Below are 23,624 nucleotides of genomic sequence, written 5' to 3'. Positions count from 1 at the left end.
GAGGGCTGACCGATGATCATGCTCCGCTATGCGGTGTATCGCTTTTTCACGATGCTGCTGACGCTTCTGGTGGTGTCGGTGATGATCTTCGTGATCATCAACCTGCCGCCCGGCGACTATCTCAGCAACCAGATCGCGGAATTGCAGGCCTCGGGGCAGTCGGCGGGCGTGGCCAAGGCCGAGTTCCTGCGCAAGGAATATGCGCTGGACCGGCCGATGTGGCAACAATACCTGATTTGGATGGGGTTTATCCCCGGCCCCCACGGGTTCGAGGGGCTGCTGCAGGGCAACTATGGCTGGTCTTTCGAATTCGACCGCCCCGTGGCCGAGATCGTGGGCGACACGCTGTGGCTGACGGTCGTGGTCAACCTGGCGGCCATCCTGTTCGTCTATGCCGTGGCCCTGCCGTTGGGCGTGATGGCGGCGGCCAAATCCCGGACCTGGGTCGATTACACGACCGCTTTCGTGGGCTATCTGGGGCTGGCCACACCCAACTTTCTGCTGGCGCTGATCCTGTTCTACTACGGCCACCGCTATTTCAACCTGCCCATCGGCGGGTTGATGGACCCGATCTACGAAGGCCAGCCGATGAGCTGGGACAAGATGAAGTCGATCCTGGTGCATCTGATCGTACCCACCTTCGTGATCGGTACCTCGGGCGCCTCGGCGATGATGCAGCGCCTGCGTGCCAACATGCTGGACGAACTGGGCAAGCCCTATGTCGAAACCGCCATCGCCAAGGGGATGGCGCCGTCGCGGATGCTGACGAAATACCCGCTGCGCGTGGCATTCAACCCCTTCGTGGCCGATATCGGCAACCTGCTGCCCTCGATGGTGTCGGGCTCGGTTCTGGTGTCGGTGGTGCTGGGTTTGCAGACCATCGGCCCCACTCTGCTGACGGCGCTTAAAACACAGGATCAGTTCCTGTCGGCCTTCATCCTGATGTTCGTGGCCCTGCTGACCCTGATCGGCACCATGATTTCCGACATCCTGCTGGTCATGCTTGACCCGCGCATCCGCTACGAGGGGCGTGAGGCATGAGTAGACTTCCCGATGGCCGCTATGTCGATGACGCCCCGTTCGACCCGCAGGCCGCCCTGCAGGAGCTGGAGCGCAAGGACCTAGACGCTCCCAACTGGGTGCTGGTCTGGCGCAAGTTCAAGACGCACAGGCTGGGCCTGATCTCGGGCATCTTCCTGCTGTTGTGCTACCTGATGCTGCCCTTTGCCGGGTTCATTGCGCCCTACGGGCCGAATGACCGCAACGGAGAGCACCTGTACGCCCCGCCTCAATCGGTGAACTGGTTTCACGACGGAGAGTTCATCGGGCCCTTCGTCTATCCGACCGTGGCCGAGGCCGATCTTGAGACCTTCCAGTGGAAATTCGTGACCGACACGGACGACCCGCGCAAGATCCGGTTCTTCTGCGAGGGTTCGGAATACAAACTGGCTGGGTTGATCCCTTCCAACACGCACCTGTTCTGCCCGCCCGAGGGCACGACCCTGTTCCTGTGGGGGTCCGACCGGCTGGGCCGCGACGTGTTCAGCCGCATCCTCTACGGCGCGCAGCTGTCGCTGACGGTGGGCCTGATCGGCATTTCGGTCTCGTTCTTCCTGGGTATCCTGTTCGGATCACTGGCCGGCTATTTCGGCGGGCGGATCGACTGGGTCATCAACCGCGTGATCGAGATCCTGCGGTCGCTGCCCGAACTGCCCCTGTGGCTGGCGCTGTCGGCGGCAGTGCCGTCGAACTGGTCACCGGTGGCTGTGTTCTTCATCATCTCGATCATCCTCGGCATCCTCGACTGGCCCGGCCTGGCCCGTTCCGTGCGCGCCAAATTCCTGTCGCTGCGCGAAGAGGAATATGTCCGCGCTGCCGAGATGATGGGCGCCAGTTCCGGCCGGGTGATCCGCAAGCATCTGCTGCCCAACTTCATGTCGCATCTGATTGCCTCGGCCACGCTGTCGATACCGGCCATGATCCTGGGGGAAACGGCGCTCAGCTTCCTGGGCCTCGGCCTGCGGGCACCGGCGGTCAGCTGGGGCGTGATGCTGAACGACGCGCAGAACCTCGCCTCGATCGAGATCTACCCTTGGACCGCCATCCCGATGCTGCCGATCATCGTGGTGGTGCTGGCTTTCAATTTCCTGGGTGACGGGCTGCGCGACAGTCTGGACCCCTATCAGCAATGAGCCTGCTGGCGGCGCTTCCGCCGGCCGGGGCCTATCGGGTCAGCGGGTCCGGTGCGCTGCCAAGCGCCTTTGCCGTCTCGGACCTGGCCACCGCCAGTTTCGCCGCCGTCGGGTTCGAACTTGCCCGGTTCATGCAGGCGGCCAACCTTGCCGCAGCGACGCCGGCCGTGTCGGTCGATCGTCGTCTGGCGTCCCTCTGGTTCGGGTATTCCTTAAAGCCCGACGGGTGGGAAATGCCGAACCTCTGGGATCCGATCGCCGGCGACTATCAGGCTGCCGACGGCTGGATCCGGTTGCACACCAACCTGCCCCACCATCGGGCGGCCGCGCTCAGGGTGCTGGACACCCTGGCCGACCGCACTGCGGTGACGCAGGCCACCCGCAACTGGTCGATCTCGGATCTGGAGACCCGGATCGTGGCCGAAGGCGGCGTTGCGGCAGCCATGCGCAGCCGCACCGAGTGGCTGGACCACCCGCAAGGCCGCGCCGTCGCCCGCGACCCCTTGATCGGCTGGCACGGTCCGCGCCGGATCACGCTGCGCGACCGGCCCCGGGCAACCGCTGCCCGCCCCTTGTCGGGGCTGCGGGTGTTGGACCTGACCCGCGTTCTGGCCGGGCCAGTCTCGACCCGGACACTGGCGGGTTTCGGGGCGCAGGTGTTGCGAATCGACCCTCCGGACTGGGACGAGCCCGGGGTGATCCCCGACATTTCACTGGGCAAGCGCTGTGCCTATCTGGATTTGAAATCGCCGGCAGGAATGGACCGACTGCAGGAGCTGTTGGCCCAAGCCGATGTGTTCGTGCACGGCTATCGCCCAGGGGCGCTGGACGCACTGGGCCTCGACAAGGCCAAACGCGACGAGATTGCACCCAACCGCATCGAGGTCACGCTGGACGCCTATGGCTGGCAGGGGCCTTGGGCGGCTCGGCGCGGATTCGACAGCTTGGTACAGATGAGCGCAGGCATCGCCGATGCCGGCCGTCTGTGGGCCAAGGCCGAAAAGCCGACCCCGCTGCCGGTTCAGGCTTTGGACCACGCGACCGGCTACCTGATGGCCGCCGCCGTCCTCTCGGCCCTGACCGAGGCCACCTTGGGCCGTTCCGTCATGGATGCCCGGCTGTCGCTGGCCCGCACGGCCGAGCTTCTGGCCAGCCTCGCCAAGACCGAGACCACCGAAGACATCACCAAGCCGACCCCTGCGGACTATGCCCACGACACCGAGCAATCGGGGTGGGGGCCGGGTCATCGTCTGAAGCCCGCACTGAACGTCGGGCCGGCCGGCATGCACTGGCCCCTGCACGCGTCCCGGCTGGGCACCTCCTCCCCCGTGTGGGAGCCGTCCTGACCCCACGCGCCACCGCCGCTCGGTCAGCGGTCATCGCCGCCCGGCCCGATATCGTCCAGATAGTCTTCGTCGATCGCGGCCTGAACCGCACCGGTCACCGCCTCGCGCTGCTGCGGCGTCAGGTCGCCGGCCTCCTTGCCGTCGGCCAGTCGCACAGTCACTTCACGGTGGGCGAACTGGATGCCTTCGCGCGCAAACAGTTCCCTGATCTCCTGATAGACCCGCTTGCGCACCAGCCATTGATCGCCCGGCTTGGTCATGAACTTGACCCGGATGATCATCGCGGAATCCTGCATCTCGATCACGCCCTGCGATTTGAGAGGCTGGATGAAATTGTCGCCGATCACCGGATCGCTCAGCAATTCCTGCCCCAGCTTCTTGATCAGCTTGCGCACCTTTTCGACATCGGTGTCATAGGTCACCCGCAGAGGAAGCTTCATGATGACCCAGTCGCGGGAATAGTTGGTCAGCACCTTGATCTCGCCGAAGGGTATGGTGTTCAGCGCCCCCAGATGGTGGCGCAGCTGCATCGACCGGACCGAGATCTTTTCGACCGTCCCCTTCACGTCGCCGATATCGACATATTCGCCCTTGCGGAACGCATCGTCCAACAGAAAGAACGCGCCCGAAAAGATATCCCGCACCAGCGTCTGCGCCCCAAAGCCCACCGCCAGGCCGACGACACCGGCGCCGGCAAACAGCGGGCTGACATTGATGCCAACCTCCATCAGGGCGATCAACCCGATCGAGACCACCACGATGGCCAGAATGGCGCCGCGGAACAGCGGAAGCAGTGTTGCCAACCGGCTCTGGCTGGCTTCGCCGCCCTCGTCGCCCAATTCGGCCTGACCGCCACCATCCTCGACTTCTTCGGCGATTTTCATATCGATCCAGATCCGGAAGAAATGGAACAGGATATACCCGATGAACAGGATCACCATCACGTCCAGCGCGCGCCCGACGGGCAGATCCTCGCTCCAACTGGCTTCGGGATTCCAGATGACCACCAGCGCATAGATGCCGACCACGAAGGCCAGAATGCCGGCCACCCGCCGGGCCAGATCCTCGTAGGTGACCATCGTGTGGCGCCGCTGCTCGGCCTCGGGCGTTTCCGAAGTCTCGCGCGCCTCGTCATCCGTGTCTGCCTCGGCGTTTATCGCTTCGATCTGGCGATTGCGGTCGAAATACCGTTCCAGAACATAGTTCATGGCCCCGTAGGCGATGACCACGGACATGAAGATCAGATAGCTGCTGGCCACGATCGGAATCGAATCCTCGGTTTCGAGAACCAGATCCACCGCCAACTTGAACCAACTGAACACCAGGTAGACGATCAGCACCGGAGCCCAGCCGAAGGATACGAAGCGCAGCAGCCACGACACCTGATCCGGCCTGCGCCCGCCCCGGATCGCGTTCGAGATCGCCCGCGCGTTGAACAGGATCATCAGGATGTTTCCGACCAGCCCGATCAGGGTCAGGCTGCCATATACCATGGCATAAACGTTGTAGTTGAGGCCAAAATCCGCCACCCAAGTCGAAAACAGAACCGCGGTGATGTCGTAAGTCGCCAGCGCTGAGGCCCAGATGTAAAGCCGCTTGGCGTCCCGGTCCGAAAACGGCGGCAGGCGATATTGACTGAGATACGGTGACAGCACCATGCGCCACAGGTCCGAAACCGTACGCGACAGGAAAAAGGCCGTGAAGATGGCGGTCACCGTGAACTGGATCGAGACGTCCTCAGACTGGCCGAAGAACAGATAGCCCACCAACAGCGCCATCAACATGGCAAAGACGGTGGCCCCGATTCCCATCAGGAACCGGAACACGAGGAATGGCATCTTTTCTCGATACCCTTGCGGGTTTTCCTTGATCCGGGCGACGACCCACCGTCGGGCAAAACGCTTGCCGTACAGCTCGATCGACAGCCACCGACCCAGCAGCAGGAACAGGATGTTCCAGCCCAGAACCTCGACATAGGTCATGATCCGACCATCGGGGCTGGTCTGTTCCAGAATGTATCGCACCTCGAAGATCGAATAGGGCAACGCCTCGAACCGCGAACGGACGGCCTCGCTGAATTTGGCAACGCGCTCCTGCGCCTTCATCAACTGCGAGCTTTCCGACATCGGATCATGCGGCGCGTCCTCAGCCCGAGCGGTGGACCCGGCACCCGAGGGCACCACCTTTCCGGCACTGTCAATCACGATTACGCTGGCCCCTGCCTCGGTCGCCGCGCGTATGGCGGCGGCAATATCCGAGTCGCTGCTCGTCCCGACCTGGTCGTCCGACCCTGTCGGATACCCCGGAATCAGCGAGGTCTGGGCCGGCGCCTGCACCGCACCTGCGACCATCACCGCCCAACACAGGCACATCACGCGGACAAGAATTGTCAGATTCATAAGGCTTGGCACCCAGTTTAATATCGGCTGTCCGGCAGCCTACAGGCGCGCGCGGCCCTGTTCAAACCGTCCGGCCGGGATTTCCCGACAACGTGTAGTGGCGTGTTTTTTCCAACATTCCTGACGGCCGGCATATTTTCAAATGCCTGATTTCCGAGTAACACATCCGAGACCGGCGATCCCGCGCCAGCAAACCCGTTTCGGGTCCACGTCGGCAGATGCCCTAGGGCTGTTGCCGAATCGCAATGCCTGACGCATTTGCGGCGCTGAAACAGCGCCTTTGGCAAGCGGACCCGGAAAAGATACGCTATCAGGTGCGAACGCGCGGAAAATGCACCGAGACCAATGAAACGGGCGAAGGCATGGGCCTAGGCACAAAAGACCAAATAACCGGCCGCGCGCCGCGCATCCTGTTCTACAGCCACGACACGTTCGGTCTGGGCCACCTCAGACGATCACGCGCGCTGGCGTCCGCGATCACGCAGGCCAACGCGCAGGCCTCGGCGCTGATCCTGACCGGATCCCCGGTCGCCGGTCGGTTCACCTTTCCACGACGCGTCGACCATGTGCGCCTGCCCGGCGTGACCAAACGCGCGGATGGCTCCTATGCGGCGCAGACCATCGGCATGGGGATCGACGAAGTGACCGAATTGCGGTCAGGCCTGATCCAGACCGCCGTGCGCCAGTTCGCCCCCGATGTTCTGATCGTCGACAAAGAGCCCACTGGGTTCCGTGGCGAACTGCTGCCGACGCTCGAGCAGTTGCACGAAACCGGCCATGCCAAGCTGGTTCTGGGCCTGCGCGACGTGCTCGATGAACCCGAAGTTCTGGCCGCCGAATGGGCCCGCAAGGATGCGGTTACCGCCACCGAAAAATTCTACCACGAAATCTGGGTCTATGGTCTGCGTTCGGTCTATGACCCGACCCGGGGCCTGCCGCTCAGCCCCGCGACCCAGGCCCGCATTCACTGGACCGGCTATCTGCGCCGCGACCTGGGCCCGGTCGGCACTCCGCCGGAACAGCCGTACATCCTGATCACGCCCGGTGGCGGCGGGGATGGCAAGGCCATGGTCAACCTTGTGCTGTCGGCTTACGAGCAGGACCCGGACCTGTCGCCGCGCGCCGTTCTGGTCTATGGCCCCTTCCTGTCGGGCGAATTGCGCGACGAGTTCGAAGCCCGTGTCGCGGCCCTGAACGGGCGGGTGACCGCGGTGGGGTTCGAATCGCAGATCGAGACCCTGTTCGCGGGTGCGGCGGGAGTTGTGTGCATGGGCGGCTACAACACCTTCTGTGAGGTGTTGTCGTTTGACAAACGTGCCGTGATCGTGCCGCGCACCACGCCGCGACTGGAACAATGGATCCGCGCCTCGCGCGCCGAAGACCTGGGCCTCGTCCGCATGCTGGACGAAACCCGCGATGGGTTGACGCCACAGGCGATGATTGCTGCCATCCGCAACCTGCCGAACCAGCCACTGCCGTCGCAGGCGATCCGCGCCGGCCTGCTGGACGGGCTCGACTATGTTACCGGCCGCGTCGATGCCCTGCTGTCGCAGGAACGGGAGCGCGCCACCGGATGAGCAGAACCGCGCCTAGGCTGGCGGTGTTGGTCAAGGGCTGGCCACGCCTGTCCGAGACGTTCATCGCCCAGGAACTGGTTGCCCTGCAAGAGGCGGGCCACGACTTCGACATCTGGTCGCTGCGCCACCCGACAGACACCAAGCGCCACCCGCTGCACGACCGGTTCGCCGGCACGGTCCATTACCTGCCGGAATACCTGTTCGAAGAACCCGAACGGGTCTGGGCGGGGCGCCGGGCCGCGCAAGCCTTGCCGGGATACGACCGCGCCTATCGGCAGTGGCGGCAGGATCTGCGGCGCGACCCCACGCACAACCGCATCCGCCGGTTCGGTCAGGCCTGCGTTCTGGCCGCCGAACTGCCCGCCGAAACCCGCGCACTGTATGCGCATTTCATGCATACGCCGTCCTCGGTCGCGCGCTATGCCGCGATTATGCGGGGTCTGCCGTGGAGCTTTTCGGCCCATGCCAAGGACATCTGGACCTCGCCCGACTGGGAGAAGCGCGAAAAGCTGCAGGCCGGCACCCATGGCGCGGCCTTCGGCGCCACCTGCACTGCGGTCGGCGCCCGCCACCTGCGCGAGCTGGCCGACGATCCGGCCCGGGTCGAGCTGATCTATCACGGGCTGGACCTGTCCAGATTCCCGCACGCGCCAGACCGCCCATTGCGAAAGGTCGGCGCGCCGTTCCGCATGCTCTCGGTGGGCCGGCTGGTCGAAAAGAAAGGCTTTGACCGTCTGTTGAAGGCGCTGGCGCTTTTGCCCGCGCAGCTCGACTGGCACTGGACCCATATCGGCGGCGGTGCCTTGTCGGACGGCCTGCGAGACCTGGCCACAACCCTGGGTCTGTCGGGCCGCATCACCTGGCGGGGTGCCTGCGACCAGCCCGAGGTGATCGCGGCCATGCGCGCAGCCGACCTGTTCGTTCTGCCCAGCCGCATCGCGGCGGATGGCGACCGGGATGGTTTGCCCAATGTGTTGATGGAGGCCGCTTCTCAGAAGCTGCCGATCCTGTCCACGCCGGTTTCGGCCATCCCCGAATTCATCGAAAATGGGGTGCACGGGGTTCTGTCCGCCGACAAGCCTGACGCACTGGCGGGTGCGATCTCGGCCCTGGCGGCAGAACCCGCGAAAGCCGCGGCTATGGCCGACGCGGCCCATGACCGGTTAATTTCCGAATTCCGCATGGAACCCGGCATCGCACGGTTGTCGGCCCGGCTGCGGGCCTTGTGCGCGGATCAGGGGTGATGACGCGGGTGGCCTTCTACGCGCCGATGAAAGCGCCGGACAGTCCGATACCGTCGGGCGACCGGCAGATGGCTCGTAACCTGATGGCCGCAATCGGGGCCAATGGAACCCCGGTCGATCTGGTCTCGCGCCTGCGCATCTATGACAAGACGGGGGACGCATCGGTCCAGGCCGCGTTGCGTCGGGCCGCCCGGTCCGAGGCCGAACGGCTGATCGCCGACCTGCCCGGCGATACCGGGCTTTGGGTAACCTACCACAACTATTACAAGGCGCCCGATCTGCTGGGGCCGGTTGTGGCCAAGGCCCGCGGCCTTCCTTACGTGCAACTTGAAAGCACCCGCGCCCTGTCGCGCCTGACCGGGCCATGGGCCGGGTTCGCCCGCGCTGCCCATGACGCGTGCGATGCGGCCCGGGTGATCTTCTATCACACGGCGAATGACCTTATCACGCTGAAGCGGGAACGGTATGGCGATCAGGCGCTGATCGAGCTGCCGCCGTTCCTGCCGCGTACGGATCTGCCGCCCCGGTCGCGCTGCGACGGACCGATGCTGGCCGTGGGCATGATGCGGCCCGGCGACAAACTGGCGTCGTATACGATCCTGGCCGAGACGCTGGCCCTGCTGCAAGGCGACTGGTCGCTGGACATCGCCGGCGACGGCCCGGCCCGGGCGCAGGTTCAGGCCCTGATGGCCCCTTTCGCGGCGCGGGTGCGCTTTCTTGGGCAATTGGACGCCCCCGCGATGCAGGATGCCTATACGCGCGCCGCGCTCTTGGTCTGGCCTGGCGTGAACGAGGCCTATGGCATGACCTATCTCGAGGCGCAGGCCGCCGGAGTGCCGGTGGTGGCGCAGGATCGCCCCGGAGTGCGGGACGTGCTGGCGCCCTCGTGCTATCCCAAGCCGGAGGAAGGGCCGCAGGCGCTGGCCGCCCGTATCTACAACTTTCTGGCCGATACCGACCTGCGACGAACCGAAGGCGGGAAGGCTCGCGCTCATATCGCCGAACGCCACCTGATGCCTGCGGCCTCGGACCGGTTCTGGGCTGGCGTCGCGCCCCTGCTGGAGGACCGCACATGACACGTCTGGCCCTGCTGCGACACGGTCATACCACCTGGAACCGCGCCGGACGCATTCAGGGCCGCAGCGACATTCCTCTGGACGACGAAGCCCGCGCCCAGTTGTCCGGCCTGCGCCTGCCGCCCCCTTGGAACGAGGCGGAGTTGTGGTCCAGCCCGCTGAGCCGCGCGACCGAAACGGCACAATTGGTCACCGGGCGCGCGCCGCGCACCGATCCGGCCCTGACCGAGATGGACTGGGGCGACTGGGAAGGAAAGCGCGGGCGGGACCTGATCGCCGACCCCGACAGCGGCTACCGCCATATTGAGGATTGGGGCTGGGATTACCGCCCCCCCGGCGGCGAAAGCCCGGCTGAGCTCTGGGCCCGGCTCGAGCCCTGGCTGGCCGGTCTGCAAACCGATGCGGTCGCCGTTTGCCATATCGGGATCATGCGCGTCATTCTGGCCCGGGCCTGGGGGTGGGGGTTTGCCGGCCCTGCGCCATTCCGTATCAAACGCAACCGCCTGTATGTTGTCGATCTGGACCGGATGCAGCCCGAACCCGAACCGGTCAGCCTGACCCCGCGCGAGGACATTTCATGAAGGTCATGATCGCCGTCACCCATCTGTTGGGAACCGGGCATCTCAGCCGGGCCCTGACGCTGGGGCGGGCTTTTGCCCAGGCCGAGCACGCGGTCACGGTCGTCTCGGGCGGGATGCCCGCGCCGCAACTGGATCGTGCCGGCCTGAGCCTCGTTCAACTGCCGCCGCTGCGCTCGGACGGCACCGATTTCACGCGGTTGCTGACCGAAAGCGGCCAGCCCGCTGACCCCGACTATCTGGCGAAACGGGCCGCAATGCTGGCGCACGCGGTGCAAACCGGTCAGCCCGACATTCTGATTACCGAGTTGTTCCCCTTCGGCCGCCGCAGCCTGAGCGCCGAGTTTCTTGCCCTGCTGTCGGCGGCAAAGGACCTACCGGCGCGACCGGTTGTGCTGAGTTCGATCCGCGACATCCTGGCACCCCCTTCCAAGCCCGCGAAGGCCGAACGGGCCGACGAGATCGTGGCCGAATTCTTCGACGGCGTGCTGGTGCATTCCGACCCACAAGTCACACCCCTTAGCGTCAGCTGGCCGGTGTCTGAGCGGTTGGAAAGCCGCCTGCACTACACCGGTTTCGTCGCACCGCCGGCGCCGCTGCCCCATTGCGACGGCATCGGGACAGGCGAGGTTCTGGTGAGCGCTGGCGGCGGTTCGGTGGGGCAGCCGATCTTTCGCGCGGCCATCGAGGCCGCCCGAAAGATGCCAGACAGCCGCTGGCGGCTGCTGGTCGGCGGCGGCGACGCTCAAACCCGCATGGATGAACTGCGCACACTGGCCCAAGGCTGGCCGATTACGATCGAGCCGGTCCGGCCGGATTTTCGCAACATGCTGCCTCTGGCGGGGGCGTCCGTCAGCATGTGCGGGTACAACACCGCAATGGACCTGTTGCAAGCGGGTACACCGGGCGTCCTGATCCCGTTTGATGACGGCAAGGAGGTGGAGCAGACCCTGCGAGCCCGTAGCCTCGCCCATTTGCCGGCGATGCGCGTTTTGTCCTCGGCGGAGCTAACCGGAGACGCTTTGGCCCGTTCGGTCGCAGCAGTCATGGAACAGGGCCCCCGCATTCCGGCCACGCAAGGCTTTGACGGTGCGCATCGGACGGTCGAAATCGCCCTGCAGCTGCGGGAGGCGCGCGGATGACCTGGGACTGGACCCCGTTGGCGGACGAACTGCGTATCTGGTCCCGGGCCGGGCAGACATTGCCGCTGTGGTGGCGCGATGATGATGCCGTGGCGGCGACGCCGCAACTCGAACGCCTGACGGACCTGTCGCGGCGGCTGGGCCTGGCGGTTCATCTGGCCGTCATTCCGCAGGCGGCCCAGCCGGATCTTGCCACCCTGATCGCCCGGACGCCCGAGTTGATTCCGGTGGTTCATGGCTGGGCCCACCACAACCACGCACCTGCCGGTGAGAAGAAGGCCGAATTCCGCCTGCATCGGCCACTTGAGGCCATCAAGGACGATGCCCGCCGCGGCCTTGCGCAATTGCGCGACCAGTTCCGAGACCGGCTGCGCCCGATGTTCGTGCCGCCCTGGAACCGGATCGCGCCCGAAGTCGCAGCGACGCTGCCCGAACTGGGCTATCGGTTCCTGTCGACGGCAACCCCGCGCACTCAAAGGCTGGCGGCGCCGGAGCTTGAGCAGGTGAATACCCATCTGGACCCGATTGATTGGCGTGGCACGCGCGGGCTAGCCGACCCCGATGGGCTGATCGCCCGAACCACGGTGTTGCTGCGCGACCGCCGGCTGGGCCGCGCGGACCCCCAGGAGCCTTTTGGCGTGTTGACCCACCATCTGGTCCATGATCAACAGATCTGGGATTTCACCGAAGCACTGCTGACGCACCTGCTGCAGGGTCCAGTCCGCATCTGGACAGTACCCGCGCACTGAACGACCAAGGGAGACCCCGATGAGCCGACTGGATTCCATGCTGCGCCGTCTGACCGCCCAGCGCGACGGGCTGAACTGGGCTGCGGCGCAGATCGCGGGCCTGGACGGCGACGTGCTGGACATGGGTCTGGGCAATGGCCGCACCTATGATCATCTGCGCGAAATCCTGCCCCAAAGGCGCATCTGGGTGATGGACCGGGTGCTGCAATGCCACCCCGATAGCACACCCCCCGCCGAGGATTTCCTGCAGGGCGAGGCCGAGCCGATGCTGGCCAGACTGGCCGATCGCGGCCCGTGCGTGGCGCTGGCGCATTACGATTTCGGACGCGGCATCAAGCACGAAGACGTGGCCGAAGCCGCCCGGCTCAGCCCGTTGATCGCCCGGGTCATGGTACCCGGCGGCTTCCTGATCTCGGGTCAGCCGCTGGTGGGGTTCGAACAGATACGCGGCCCCGACAGCATCGCGCCCGACCGCTATCTTTTCTATCGCGCCTGATCAAGCCACGCGGCGCCCGCGTGACCACACCGCGCGTAGGGCCGGCACCGCATCCCGTATCCGGAACCGGATCAGATCGCCGCGCATTCCGGCTTCAATCGCGCCCCGATCCATCAGTCCGGCGGCCCGCGCCGGGGCCAAGGTCACGGTCTTCAATCCGCGCGCCATGTCCCCCCACATTCGGCCCAGTTGTACGGCAGACAACAGCAAGGCCGAAGGCACATAGTCGGACGACAGGATGTCCAGGTATCCGTGTCGGGCCAGGTCGCGCGCCGCCACGTTGCCGGAATGCGATCCGCCTCGGATCACGTTGGGCGCCCCCATCATCACTTGTATGCCGAGGTCATGGCAGGCCCGGGCGGCCTCGACGGTGGTGGGAAACTCGGCTAGGCGAATGCCGTGACCCGCCGACACCCGCACCTGCTCGGGCGTGGTGTCGTCATGGCTGGCCAGAACCGCCCCAAACCGACGCGCGGCCCGCACGACTTCGTGTTCGTGCCGGTCTCCGTTGCGGTCCCGCAAGGCCTTCAATTGGGCAACATGTTGCAGAAACATGTCGTCGTTCATCGCGTATTTGCCCTTCAGATAGGCCTCTAACTTGGACAGGTCGCGGAACTGGCGCTGCCCCGGCGTGTGATCCATCAGCGAAACGATGCCGACCCGGTCCTCGGGGCCGAAGTCGGCCAACTCCTCGATCAGGGTTTCCGAGCAGAGCTCGGCCCGCAGATGTAGAAAATGGCTGATCTTCAGCGCGTCCTGCGCCCGTAAGTCCCACAGTTCGCGCGAGAGCCCGCGCGCGTAGGGCAGATACCGCCGCGCACCCGACGGGATCGACCCGACCCGCATCGCATCGAACACCGTGGTGATTCCGGTACTGGCCAGTTCGGCGTCATGCGCGATGATCGCGGCGGCGTGGGGCCAGTCGACGCCCGGCCGCGGCTGGATGTGACGCTCGAGATTGTCGGTGTGCAGTTCGACCAGACCGGGGCCGACGAAATCTCCCTCGCAATCGATCGCGCCCCTGGGAACCCGAGGGCCGGGATCGACCGCGGCGATGGTTCCGCCGGCGACCCGGACACAGCCGCGTACGATCTCGTCGGGCAGAACCAGTGCGGCATTGGCAAGGATCAGTTCATCTGTCATCGGAATTTCACACGGATTGTTCTAACAAGAGGCCACGCAACAGGAGGCCAAGGTGACATACAGGCGCTACGCGATCTATTTCGTTCCCCCCCGCAGCGCGGATTGGGCCGCATTCGCAACGGCCTGGCTGGGCTGGGACGCCGAGACCGGGACCGAGGTTGGGCATCCTGCGGTCGATGGCCTCGATATTGCCAGCATCACCGAGGTTCCGCGCAAATACGGCCTGCACGCGACGTTGAAGCCGCCCTTTCGCCTGCGCGCCGGGCAGACACTGCCTGCACTCGAGGCGGCCTGTGCGCGCCTCGCGGCGGTACAGCGCGCGCTGACACTGGACGGGTTGGAAATCGCCCGGCTGGGCCGGTTCCTGGCCCTGCGCCCCTTGGGTGATACCGACGCGCTGAACGCGCTGGCCGCGGCCTGCGTCCGCGAGCTGGACGGGTTTCGGGCACCCTTGACCGATGCGGATCTGGCCCGCCGGCGCGCGGCCCGCCTGACACCCGCGCAAGAGGCCAACCTGGCGGCCTGGGGCTATCCTTACGTGCTGGACGCCTTTCGATTTCACATCACCCTGTCCGGCAAGCTGGACAAAGACACCCTCGGCCGAACCCAGGCGGTTCTGGAGTATCACCTTGCCCCCTTGTTGCCTGCCCCGTTCCACATTGCGGATCTGGCGCTGGTCGGCGAGGCCGAGGACGGGCGGTTTCACGTGATCCATCGCTATGCCCTTTCGCCCTGAAGCTGCCGCAGGATCTGATCGACGGTCCGCGCGAGCGGGCCAGAATTGTCCACGGTGATCACCCGCCGCAAACCGTCCGGCAGCGGGGTCTTGGCCCGCCCCAACCGATTGGCCTGCGCGGACGTGCTTTCCCGCCCGCGATCTCTGAGCCGTCGCGCCAGAACCTCGGGGGAGGCAGTCAACGAGACGACAACCAGATCTCCGAACACTTCCTGCGCCGGCAGCAGGACCGAACGGGACAGGTTGACCAGAATGCCACGGGCCGCGCGCCGCTGGTCCAGGATCGAGGCCGGGATTCCGTAGAGCAACCCATGCGCGGGCCAGTGCAGCGCAAAGGCACCATTGGACGCCAGCAGATGGAACTGCGCCTCGGTCACGCGTTCGAAATCCTCGCCTTGTTCGCCCATGGGTCGGGTGATCACCCGCCGAACGCGGCAATATCCCGGTTCCCGGTCCAGAAGCGCCTGGATCACGCTGTCCTTGCCCACGCCAGACGGCCCAGCCACGGCAATGACCGGCGCCAGACTCATATCATCCGCTCCGGCGCGAAGCCCGAAACATCCACCGCCCTGTCACAGACCCGATCGCGCGCCTCGGCGTCGTGGAATATGCCGACGATGGCGGCGCCACGCGCCTTGGCCTCGCCGATCAGCGACAACACGGTTTCGCGGTTCTCGGCATCCAGGCTGGCGGTCGGCTCGTCCAGCAACAGCGCCGGATAGTCATGCACGAAACCACGGGCGATGTTCACGCGCTGTTGCTCGCCGCCCGAAAAGGTCGTCGGGCTCAGGCCCCAAAGGCGTTCCGGGATGTTGAGCCGGCGCAGCAGTGCGCTGGCCCTCCCGCGTGCGGCCTGCCGATCCACGCCCAGCGCCAGCAACGGCTCGGCCACGACGTCCAGCGTCGGCACCCGCGGCACCACGCGCAGAAACTGACTGACATAGCCCAGAGTTTCGCGGCGCAGTTGCAAGATCTCGCGCGGTTGGGCCCGTGCGACGTCCAGGCCACCCACCCGCACCTGACCCGAGGCCGCCAGGTAATTACCGTAGATCACCCGCATCAGCGTGGACTTCCCGGCCCCGCTGGCCCCGGTCAGGGCCACGCATTCTCCGGCCTCGACCCGCAGCGACGCGCCAGCCATCACCGGGATCACGGCGTCGCCCAGATTGTGGAGGACGAAACTCTTGCTCACATCTGTCAGTTCGATCATCGCGGTTCACCCTTTCGCACGGTGTCAGACCTGCAGAACGCTGGACACAAGCAGTTGCGTATAGGCATGCTGCGGGTCGTCCAGCACCTGATCGGTCAGCCCCGCCTCGACCACCTCGCCATCCTTCATCACCATCAACCGGTCCGCCAGCAGCCGGACCACGGCGAGATCATGGGTGACGATGATGGCGCTCAGCCCCATCTCGCGCACCAGACCGCGCAGCAGGTCCAGCAGCCGCGCCTGCACCGAGACATCCAGCCCGCCGGTCGGTTCATCCATGAAGACCAGCCGCGGACCGGTCACCAGGTTGCGCGCGATCTGCAACCGTTGCTGCATGCCGCCCGAAAACGCGCTGGGTCGGTCGTCCACACGAGATTCTGCAATCTCGACCCGGCCCAGCCAATCCAGCGCCTGCCCGCGGATCTGACCATAATGCCGGCTCCCCACGGCCATCAGCCGCTCGCCGATATTGCCACCGGCGCTGACCGACATGCGCAGCCCGTCGCGGGCATGCTGATGCACAAAGGCCCAGTCGGTGCGCCCCAGCATCCGGCGGGCCGGTTCCGACATCGTGACCGTGTCCACCGGCCCATCGGTGCGGGTGTCGAAGATTACCTGCCCGGCATCCGGTTTCAGATGCCCGGCCAGACAGTTCAGCAGGGTCGACTTGCCCGACCCGCTTTCGCCGACGATCCCCATCACCTCGCCGGGGTAGAGGTCGAAACTGACATCCCGGCACCCGATCCGCGCGCCATAGCGTTTCTCGATGCCTTTGACCTGCAACAGCGGGGTCATGCCGCGCCCTCCTGCGTCAAACGCCCTTGGTGTCCGGCGTCGCGGCGGGACCGGCAGTAATCGGTGTCCGAGCACACGAACATCCGGTTGCCTGCATCGTCCGTGATCACCTCGTCCAGATAGCTGTCTTCGGCCCCACACAGATCGCAGGCATGATCGGCCTTGGCGGCCTCGAACGGGTAGTCCTCGAAATCGAGGCTGACCACCCGCGTATGCGGCGGCACCGCATAGATCCGCTGCTCGCGCCCGGCACCGAACAGCTGGATCGCGTTCATTTCCAGTTTCGGATTGTCGAATTTCGGGATCGGAGACGGGTCCATCACATAGCGCTCAGCCACCCGGACCGGATAGGCATAGGCCGTGGAAATCGCGCCGTGCTGGCTGATGTCTTCGTAGAGTTTCACATGCATCAACCCGTATTCCTGCAGGCTGTGCATCTTGCGTGTCTCGGTTTCGCGCGGTTCCAGAAACCGCAGTGGTTCGGGGATCGGGACCTGATAGACCAGGATCTGATCGGCGCGCAGCCGGGCCTCGGGGATACGGTGGCGGGTTTGGATGATGGTCGCCTTCCCGGTCTCTTCGGTCGTGACCACGCCCGCCGTCTTTTCAAAGAACTTTCGGATCGACACGGCATTGGTCGTGTCATCGGCACCCTGATCGATGACCTTGAACGTATCGTCGGGGGTCAGCGTCGCGGCCGAGACCTGAACCCCGCCCGTGCCCCAGCCATAGGGCATGGGCATCTCGCGGCTTGCAAAAGGCACCTGATAGCCGGGCACCGCCAAAGCCTTGAGAATGGCCCGACGGATCATCCGCTTGGTTTGTTCGTCCAAATATGCGAAGTTATACTCATTCATTTGATGTATCACTTTCGGTTTTTGGTGTTGTTGTGGACGGTTATCTGGTTGCCTCGGCCTTCGCGGTCGTCATGGTGTACTTTCTCTGGCGCAGGATACACTCCCGGCGACGGCGCCGGGCCATGCGACGCGACCAACATGGCGAATGGGCCGCGATCGGCTCGGAAACCGCCACACGGCCGTTTGCTGCCGACAAGACAACCCATCAAGCGGACAGGATGCAGGCAGGTCACGGAAGTCATTCTGCCGCCTCCGGTGATGCCACTCGTTCTTGGGCCTCGCGGCGCAATTTGCGCACCAGTTCCAGTTCGGACTGGAAATCGACGTAATGCGGCAGCTTGATATGCTCCAGAAAGCCGGTCGCCTGAATGTTATCGGCATGGCTTAGGACGAATTCCTGATCCTGCGCCGGGGCACCCAGATCGTCTTCGCCCAATTCCTCCCAGCGCAAGGCGCGGTCCACCAGCGCCATGGCGATGGCTTTGCGCTCGGACTGGCCGAAGACCAGCCCATAGCCGCGAGTAAACTGCGGCGGCTCGGTTTTTGATCCCTTGAACTGGTTCACCGTTTCGCATTCGGTCAGGGCGATCTCGCCGATCTCGATCGCGAAACCCAGTTCGGGGATTTCCATCTCGACCGCGACGGTGCCGATGCGCAACTCGCCCACGAAAGCGTGGTTGCGGGCATAGCCGCGCTGGGTCGAATAGGCCATCCCCAACACGAACCCTTCGTCCCCACGCGTCAGCGATTGCAGGCGCAGGGGGCGGTCGGCCGGGAACTCCATCGGTTCGCGCGTAAGGTCGCCCGGCGGTTCATCGCTGGCGGGTTCATCTTGAATTAGGCCTTCGTCCTTGAGGAATTCGGTGATGCGCGGGGTCGGCTCATGGCGCGGCGCGGCGGTGGGGGCTGCAGGCACCGCGCCATCGGCGGCCAGTTTGAAATCCAGCAGACGGTGCGTGTAGTCGAAGGTCGGGCCCAGAACCTGCCCGCCCGGTGCGTCCTTGAACGTGGCCGAGATCCGGCGATCGCAGGCCATGCCGCCGGTATCGACCGGGGTCGAATAGCCGAACCGCGGCAGGGTGGTACGGTAGGCGCGGATCAGGAAGATCGCCTCGATCAGATCACCGCGCGCCTGCTTGATCGCAAGTGCGGCCAGATCGGGGTCGTACAGAGAGCCCTCGGCCATCACGCGGTTCACCGCAAGGCTTAGTTGTTCGCGGATCTGCGCCAAGGACAATTCAGCCACGCCGGGATCGCCCCGGCGTTCCTCGGCCAGCCAAGCATGGGCGTTTTCGATCGCCTTTTCGCCCCCTTTGACGGCTACGTACATGGCCTAACCCTCGGGCTGGATGCGGGTGCTGCGCGGCAGGGCCGCGACCGTATCACCGCAGGTGAAGAAGAAATCGCACCCCAACGGATACAGGTCCGAATTGTCCTGCAGCGCCGCAACGTCGGGCACGGAAAGGCGTGCGGCGTCGCGGATGCCCGGACCTCGCAGGACTGCACCGGAAAGGTCCAGCGCGTCGCACTCCACGATCAGGGTGGCGGATCGGTCCGGATATTCCGGTGTGCCGATCCGGTATTGGTCCAACGGCACCAGGTCCGGCCAGCAGCCTACGGCGAAATCCGCCTGCTCGGCGGGCACGAGGGGCGCACCGGTATGGAAGGTCAGCCATTGGCGAATGGCCGAACTATCGGCCCCGCCCGCCAGATAAACGCCCGTATCCGGGTCGCATAGCGTCAGCAGAAGCGTTCCCGCGGCGACCGACAGGCCGTCGGGCGGGGTCGCGCCGACCAGCTGCCGCAACTCGCCCGGCCGGGCCATCACGGTCATGGCCGCACGAAAGGCGTGGGCCGCCTGAATCGGCGCGTCGGTGAAACCGCCTGAAAAACGGGTCTGTGGGGTCATTGATCCTCTCCCCGAACCATCGTGAAAAACTCGACCTTGGTGGCCGCGGCCTTCGCGGCCCGGGCCGATTTGGCCGCCTGGACCTGGCGGGTCAGCGGCTCCAGAATTTTCGCACGCACCTCGTCTGCGCCCCCGGTCTGCATCAGCGCGTCGATCAGAGCGGCGGTTTCGGCATGGGTCTTGTCGCGCCCCTGCACATATCCGTGGCCCTCGGTTCCATCGGCCAAGACCAGAGCGCAGCGCGTGACCGTCATCTCGCCCAGGTTGAATGGCGCGCCCGTACCGCCTGCCCGCCCCCGCACCATGACGCCGCCAATCTCGGGCGTGCGCAGCCACTGGAACTCGGGACGCGCGCCATAGCCGGACCACAAGGCCGCCAGCGACTCGGCCGGCGCACGTGCCAGAAGGCCCAGCCAGGCCCGTCGATCACCTGTCGCAATTTTTGTCTGTTCCGCCATCAAAGCCTCTTGGCCAAGTTGTCTACAACTACTATACAACTAGACAAATCATAACGAGGCAATGGGTGACTCGCAACGAATATGCTGTGAAGTTTTGATGACATGAGCCAAACACCGATCTGGAAGACCATCGCGCTGGCGCTGACCGCCGACATCGCCGAGGGCCGCTTTGCCACCGGCGACCGCCTGCCAACCGAGGCGCAGCTGGCCGCAACCCACGGCGTGAACCGCCACACGGTGCGCCGGGCCCTGGCCGAACTGGCCAAGCAAGGCCTGGTGCATCCGCGCCGCGGGGCCGGCGTGTTCGTTTCGGCAGCAGCGACCGATTACCCGATCGGCAAACGGGTCCGGTACCACCAGAACATCTCGGCCAGCGGCAAGATTCCGGGCAAGCGGGTACTGTCGCTGATCACCCGCGCCGCCGACAAGACCGAGGCCGAGGCGCTGAAGCTGACCCCCGGCGACCCGGTGCATGTCTATGACGGGTTGTCGCTGGCCGATGGACAACCGATCGCGGTGTTCCAAAGCGTCTTTCCTGCCGCCCGCCTGCCGGACCTGCCCGAGGCGCTGGCCGAGAACGGCTCGGTCACGCGGGCGCTGCGGTACTGCGGCGTGGCGGATTATACCCGTATCTCGACTCGCCTGACCGCCCGCGCGGCCGACGCGGTTCAGGCCCGGCACCTGCAACTGATCGAGGGCGCGCCGGTTCTGCATTCGGTCGGCATCAATGCCGATCCGCAGGGGCATCCGGTTGAATACGGCAAGACCGTCTTTGCCGGTGAGCGGGTCACCCTGACGCTGGATGACGACCACGGGTGATGCCGGTCAATCTTCGTATTTCTCCAGGAACGCCTCGGCGGGCAACGCGCGGAAATCGGGCAGCGCCGCGCGCAGGCGGGCATTGTCCCAGTCCCACCAGGCCAGAGCCATCATCCGCTCGGCCACCCGCTCCGGGAACCGGCGGCGGATGGGTTTGGCGGTGACACCGCCGACGATGGTATAAGGCGGCACGTCCTTGGTCACGATCGCCCCGGAGGCGACGACTGCCCCGTGCCCGATCGTCACCTCGGGCTTGATGATGGCCGCGTGGCCGATCCAGGTGTCGTGCCCGATATGCGCCAGCCGCCCCGCGCGCAGGGCGAACCAGTCCGCATCATCCTCGGCATCGTCCCAATAGTCAGCCGAGCGATAGTGGAAGTGATGCAGAGACGCTTTCTCAATCGGATGGTCGGTGGCCCCGATCCGGGTGAAACTGGCGATATTGGCGAATTTTCCGATCCTGGCATTGGCGATGTCGCAGGTCCGGTCGCAATAGGAGTAGTCCCCGATAACCGAATTCGTCACCCGCGTTCCGGCACCGATTTCGACAAAGGCGCCAAAGCTGCTGCCGGTTATCTGGCAATCCGGGTGGATGACGGGCTGGTCCGGTCGCAAGCGCGCCATGGTCTGCAAGTCCTCGTATGCGATTCAGGGCAACATCAGGGGCTTGGCCTGCGGGTCGCACGGTTTTCGCGCCTTGGGTGGCCCGCCCTGGATCAGCCGCCTGCGCAGCCAGCCCGAGAACCAGTCCATCAGCATGACCATCAGGATGACCAGCACGATGTAATAGGCCACCTCCTCCCAGTCTTTCTGGGTGATGATCGCCTGTGTCAGCAACAGACCGATCCCACCGCCGGTGATCGCCCCGATCACGGTCGCGCTGCGGGTGTTGGATTCCAGGAAGTACAGGACCTGGCTGAGCAGAACCGGCGTGATCTGCGGGATTACCCCGAAACGATATTTCTGCGGCGCATTGGCCCCGGTGGACTCTACGCCTTCGATCTGCTTTTGGTCGACGTTTTCCAGCGCCTCGGAAAAAATCTTGCCGAAGGTGCCGGTATCAGTGACGAGGATGGCCAGCGCCCCAGTCAGCGGCCCGGGCCCGAAGGCGCGCGCCAGCACCACCGTCCAGATCAGGCCATCCACCCCGCGCAGAAAATCGAAGACGCGCCGCACGATGAACCGGGCTGAGCGCAAAGGGTTGAAGTTCCGCGTCGCCGCGAAGGCCAGCGGCAGGGCGATCAGCGCGGCGCCGAATGTTCCCAGAAAGGCCATCAGGATGGTTTCGAAAATCGCCCAGGCCACGTCCTGATGGCGCCACATCTTGTTGGTCCAGAAATCGTTGAATATGGCCCCTGCCTGACCGCTGGCGGCCAGCCCGGCCAACTGGGCAAAGGACTTGCCATGATAGGGGCTGTCCAGCGTGAACCAGAACAGCTCCCAGCCAGTGAAGTATCGGAACACCTCGGCCCGGTTGCGCGTCACGGTCAGGCGCCCGGCTTCGGTGGTGATCGCCAGCCGGTTTCGCGACAGGCTGATCCACTCGGGCACCGCGTCCGAAGGCAGTTGGGCCTGCACTCCCGCTGATCGGCTGGGCGTGGCGCGCACCGTTCCATAGCCGGGGATGTCAAATTCGACAGAGTCAGGACCGAAGCGAACGACATGGCCGCCCTCAAGGTCGATCACCGTGGTTTCGCCGAGGGTCACCCAGTCGGGCGCCTGACCCTCGGGATAGGCGCCCTTGCGCTCGCCCTCGATGGCGACCGAGACGTCGCCAGTGCGGTTGTCGCGGGTCACATGGGTCTTGTAGCTGAAGCTGTCAGAAATCAGAATCCGGCCGTTTTCCCAGTTCGCCCGTCCGGCAAGACCGGGCATGTCGAAGGCAAAGAACACATAGATCAGGTAGACCAGAACCAGACCGGGCAGCGCGAGACTGGTCAGGCGTTTGCGCGCGAACAGGCGGTCGGCCCGGGCCTTCAGCGCCTCGCGGGGCAGATCGGTGGCAAAAGTCGTCATGCGGCGGTTCCTTTCTGCGCGCCCTCGGTCAGGCGGGTTCGCACCGACCCCGAAACCTGGTCGACGATCACGATCGTGACGAACAGCAGAAGAAAGATCGCCGCCGCGTCGTCATACCGTCCCTGCCCCCACGACATCGCGTTGCGCAGCTCATAACCAAGGCCCCCCGCGCCGACGAACCCCAGGATGGCCGAGGCGCGGATGTTGATCTCGAACCGCAGCAGGGCATAGCTGACATAGTTCGGGCCAACTTGTGGGATCACGCCCAGAACCATCCGCTGCGTCCAGGTGGCACCGACCGACTGCAGCCCCTCGACCGGCTTCAGCGACGCGTTTTCGTTGACCTCAGAAAACAACTTGCCGAGCGCACCGGCGGTATGGATGGCGATTGCGATCATGGCCGGAACCGGACCGCCACCCAGCACGAAGATCAGAACCAGCGCGATCACGATCTCGGGGACGGCCCGGCAGATATCGGCGAGGCGGCGAAACAGCGGGATCAGCCGAGGCCAGGGCGCCAGCCCCCGTGTCGAGACCAGCGCCAGAAATGCTCCTGCCAGCGTGCCGACCAGTGTGGCCGCTGCCGCGATGTTCAACGTTTCGACCAGGGCCGGAAAATACGCGACAAGGTTCGCGGGCATGTCCGCAATCTTGTCCCACGCCTCGGACAGCACCTCGGCCGGATAGTCCAGAACGCGGTGCAGGCCGTCGGTGAAACTGCCGGCATTGCGCCTGTCGGCGGTGCGGAACCCCGCAGCCATCAAGGCCACGAACAGGATCAGAAGAATTCCGCCATAGACCCGCTTTCGGCGGGTCATCGCGACATAGTCGTCGCGGACATCGTCTACGCTTCGGGCGCTGGCGGTCAGATCTGTCATGGAA

At 65.1% G+C, this 23,624-nt stretch carries 24 protein-coding genes; 12 read left to right on the top strand and 12 right to left on the bottom strand.

Annotated elements, in window-relative coordinates; translation table 11 throughout:
- Positions 1-12: 12 nt before the first annotated feature.
- From AC2FNS_RS10545 to AC2FNS_RS10535, 3 genes are read left to right on the top strand one after another with little or no spacing between them, the layout of a single operon-like run.
- The gene (locus AC2FNS_RS10545; protein WP_496678962.1) at positions 13-1,041 is read left to right on the top strand and encodes an ABC transporter permease; all 1,029 of its coding nucleotides are present in this window, start codon (positions 13-15) and stop codon (positions 1,039-1,041) included.
- Positions 1,038-2,192 carry an ABC transporter permease gene (locus AC2FNS_RS10540; RefSeq protein ID WP_496678964.1) on the top strand — a complete coding sequence of 385 codons (1,155 nt, stop codon included), beginning with the start codon at positions 1,038-1,040 and terminating at the stop codon, positions 2,190-2,192. Before AC2FNS_RS10545 ends, AC2FNS_RS10540 begins: the two co-directional genes overlap by 4 nt.
- The gene (locus tag AC2FNS_RS10535; RefSeq protein ID WP_496797722.1) at positions 2,189-3,538 is read left to right on the top strand and encodes a CoA transferase; all 1,350 of its coding nucleotides are present in this window, start codon (positions 2,189-2,191) and stop codon (positions 3,536-3,538) included. Before AC2FNS_RS10540 ends, AC2FNS_RS10535 begins: the two co-directional genes overlap by 4 nt.
- 23 nt (positions 3,539-3,561) lie before the next feature.
- On the opposite strand, the gene AC2FNS_RS10530 is transcribed toward AC2FNS_RS10535, so the two are convergent.
- Positions 3,562-5,937 (bottom strand): mechanosensitive ion channel domain-containing protein, encoded by a 2,376-nt coding sequence (locus tag AC2FNS_RS10530; RefSeq protein ID WP_496711837.1) that lies wholly within the window; start codon positions 5,935-5,937, stop codon positions 3,562-3,564.
- A gap of 362 nt (positions 5,938-6,299) precedes the next feature.
- On the opposite strand from AC2FNS_RS10530, the gene AC2FNS_RS10525 reads away from it, so the two are divergent.
- The 7 genes from AC2FNS_RS10525 to AC2FNS_RS10495 are packed head-to-tail and all read left to right on the top strand — an operon-like array spanning position 6,300 to position 12,799.
- Positions 6,300-7,514, top strand: coding sequence for a glycosyltransferase family protein (locus tag AC2FNS_RS10525; RefSeq protein ID WP_496686956.1), 1,215 nt, complete (start codon positions 6,300-6,302; stop codon positions 7,512-7,514).
- Positions 7,511-8,758, top strand: a complete 1,248-nt coding sequence (locus tag AC2FNS_RS10520) for a glycosyltransferase (RefSeq protein ID WP_496711838.1) — start codon at positions 7,511-7,513, stop codon at positions 8,756-8,758. The genes AC2FNS_RS10525 and AC2FNS_RS10520 overlap by 4 nt, the downstream gene beginning before the upstream one ends.
- Positions 8,758-9,834: a glycosyltransferase family 4 protein gene (locus AC2FNS_RS10515; RefSeq protein ID WP_496797721.1), complete on the top strand. Its 1,077-nt coding sequence runs from the start codon at positions 8,758-8,760 to the stop codon at positions 9,832-9,834. The genes AC2FNS_RS10520 and AC2FNS_RS10515 overlap by 1 nt, the downstream gene beginning before the upstream one ends.
- The gene (locus AC2FNS_RS10510; protein WP_496711840.1) at positions 9,831-10,415 is read left to right on the top strand and encodes a histidine phosphatase family protein; all 585 of its coding nucleotides are present in this window, start codon (positions 9,831-9,833) and stop codon (positions 10,413-10,415) included. Before AC2FNS_RS10515 ends, AC2FNS_RS10510 begins: the two co-directional genes overlap by 4 nt.
- Positions 10,412-11,554 (top strand): glycosyltransferase family protein, encoded by a 1,143-nt coding sequence (locus tag AC2FNS_RS10505; protein WP_496797720.1) that lies wholly within the window; start codon positions 10,412-10,414, stop codon positions 11,552-11,554. The genes AC2FNS_RS10510 and AC2FNS_RS10505 overlap by 4 nt, the downstream gene beginning before the upstream one ends.
- Entirely contained in the window at positions 11,551-12,303 is a 753-nt protein-coding gene (locus AC2FNS_RS10500; protein WP_496711842.1) for a polysaccharide deacetylase family protein, read from the top strand. Before AC2FNS_RS10505 ends, AC2FNS_RS10500 begins: the two co-directional genes overlap by 4 nt.
- A gap of 19 nt (positions 12,304-12,322) precedes the next feature.
- Positions 12,323-12,799, top strand: a complete 477-nt coding sequence (locus tag AC2FNS_RS10495) for a class I SAM-dependent methyltransferase (RefSeq protein ID WP_496686850.1) — start codon at positions 12,323-12,325, stop codon at positions 12,797-12,799.
- Here AC2FNS_RS10495 and AC2FNS_RS10490 read toward each other — a convergent pair whose 3' ends face one another.
- On the bottom strand, positions 12,800-13,942 hold the full coding sequence (locus AC2FNS_RS10490; RefSeq protein ID WP_496803839.1) for an alpha-D-ribose 1-methylphosphonate 5-triphosphate diphosphatase: 1,143 nt from the start codon (positions 13,940-13,942) through the stop codon (positions 12,800-12,802).
- A gap of 52 nt (positions 13,943-13,994) precedes the next feature.
- On the opposite strand from AC2FNS_RS10490, the gene AC2FNS_RS10485 reads away from it, so the two are divergent.
- The gene (locus tag AC2FNS_RS10485; protein WP_496686848.1) at positions 13,995-14,678 is read left to right on the top strand and encodes a DUF1045 domain-containing protein; all 684 of its coding nucleotides are present in this window, start codon (positions 13,995-13,997) and stop codon (positions 14,676-14,678) included.
- Here the strand turns inward: AC2FNS_RS10485 and AC2FNS_RS10480 are convergent.
- The 7 genes from AC2FNS_RS10480 to phnG form a co-directional block, all read right to left on the bottom strand.
- The gene (locus AC2FNS_RS10480; protein ID WP_496711843.1) at positions 14,660-15,208 is read right to left on the bottom strand and encodes a ribose 1,5-bisphosphate phosphokinase PhnN; all 549 of its coding nucleotides are present in this window, start codon (positions 15,206-15,208) and stop codon (positions 14,660-14,662) included. The two genes, AC2FNS_RS10485 and AC2FNS_RS10480, sit on opposite strands and share 19 nt — an antisense overlap.
- On the bottom strand, positions 15,205-15,888 hold the full coding sequence (gene phnL / locus AC2FNS_RS10475) for a phosphonate C-P lyase system protein PhnL (protein WP_496711844.1): 684 nt from the start codon (positions 15,886-15,888) through the stop codon (positions 15,205-15,207). The genes AC2FNS_RS10480 and phnL overlap by 4 nt, the downstream gene beginning before the upstream one ends.
- Before the next feature lie 24 nt (positions 15,889-15,912).
- Positions 15,913-16,683 (bottom strand): phosphonate C-P lyase system protein PhnK, encoded by a 771-nt coding sequence (gene phnK / locus AC2FNS_RS10470; protein ID WP_490360369.1) that lies wholly within the window; start codon positions 16,681-16,683, stop codon positions 15,913-15,915.
- Positions 16,680-17,540 carry an alpha-D-ribose 1-methylphosphonate 5-phosphate C-P-lyase PhnJ gene (locus tag AC2FNS_RS10465; protein ID WP_496711846.1) on the bottom strand — a complete coding sequence of 287 codons (861 nt, stop codon included), beginning with the start codon at positions 17,538-17,540 and terminating at the stop codon, positions 16,680-16,682. Before AC2FNS_RS10465 ends, phnK begins: the two co-directional genes overlap by 4 nt.
- A gap of 238 nt (positions 17,541-17,778) precedes the next feature.
- Positions 17,779-18,870 carry a carbon-phosphorus lyase complex subunit gene (locus AC2FNS_RS10460; RefSeq protein ID WP_496711847.1) on the bottom strand — a complete coding sequence of 364 codons (1,092 nt, stop codon included), beginning with the start codon at positions 18,868-18,870 and terminating at the stop codon, positions 17,779-17,781.
- Between the two features lie 3 nt (positions 18,871-18,873).
- Entirely contained in the window at positions 18,874-19,449 is a 576-nt protein-coding gene (gene phnH / locus AC2FNS_RS10455; RefSeq protein WP_496711848.1) for a phosphonate C-P lyase system protein PhnH, read from the bottom strand.
- On the bottom strand, positions 19,446-19,907 hold the full coding sequence (gene phnG, locus AC2FNS_RS10450) for a phosphonate C-P lyase system protein PhnG (RefSeq protein WP_496711849.1): 462 nt from the start codon (positions 19,905-19,907) through the stop codon (positions 19,446-19,448). The genes phnH and phnG overlap by 4 nt, the downstream gene beginning before the upstream one ends.
- Before the next feature lie 102 nt (positions 19,908-20,009).
- Between phnG and phnF the strand changes: the two genes are divergently transcribed.
- Positions 20,010-20,726, top strand: a complete 717-nt coding sequence (gene phnF / locus AC2FNS_RS10445) for a phosphonate metabolism transcriptional regulator PhnF (RefSeq protein WP_496686836.1) — start codon at positions 20,010-20,012, stop codon at positions 20,724-20,726.
- A gap of 6 nt (positions 20,727-20,732) precedes the next feature.
- Here the strand turns inward: phnF and AC2FNS_RS10440 are convergent, their stop codons facing one another.
- Genes AC2FNS_RS10440 through phnE (AC2FNS_RS10430) form a run of 3 tightly spaced genes read right to left on the bottom strand, consistent with a single transcriptional unit; the run spans position 20,733 to position 23,620 of the window.
- Positions 20,733-21,350, bottom strand: coding sequence for an LbetaH domain-containing protein (locus tag AC2FNS_RS10440; RefSeq protein ID WP_496711850.1), 618 nt, complete (start codon positions 21,348-21,350; stop codon positions 20,733-20,735).
- A 24-nt stretch (positions 21,351-21,374) separates the two neighbouring features.
- Complete coding sequence (gene phnE / locus AC2FNS_RS10435; protein ID WP_496711851.1) at positions 21,375-22,742, bottom strand: phosphonate ABC transporter, permease protein PhnE; 1,368 nt, start codon at positions 22,740-22,742, stop codon at positions 21,375-21,377.
- Positions 22,739-23,620: a phosphonate ABC transporter, permease protein PhnE gene (gene phnE / locus AC2FNS_RS10430; RefSeq protein WP_496711852.1), complete on the bottom strand. Its 882-nt coding sequence runs from the start codon at positions 23,618-23,620 to the stop codon at positions 22,739-22,741. Before phnE (AC2FNS_RS10430) ends, phnE (AC2FNS_RS10435) begins: the two co-directional genes overlap by 4 nt.
- Positions 23,621-23,624 lie beyond the last annotated feature (4 nt).

The sequence above is a fragment of the Ruegeria sp. BHSA191 genome (assembly GCF_059613325.1).
This window is presented reverse-complemented; position numbering and strand designations above follow the sequence as displayed.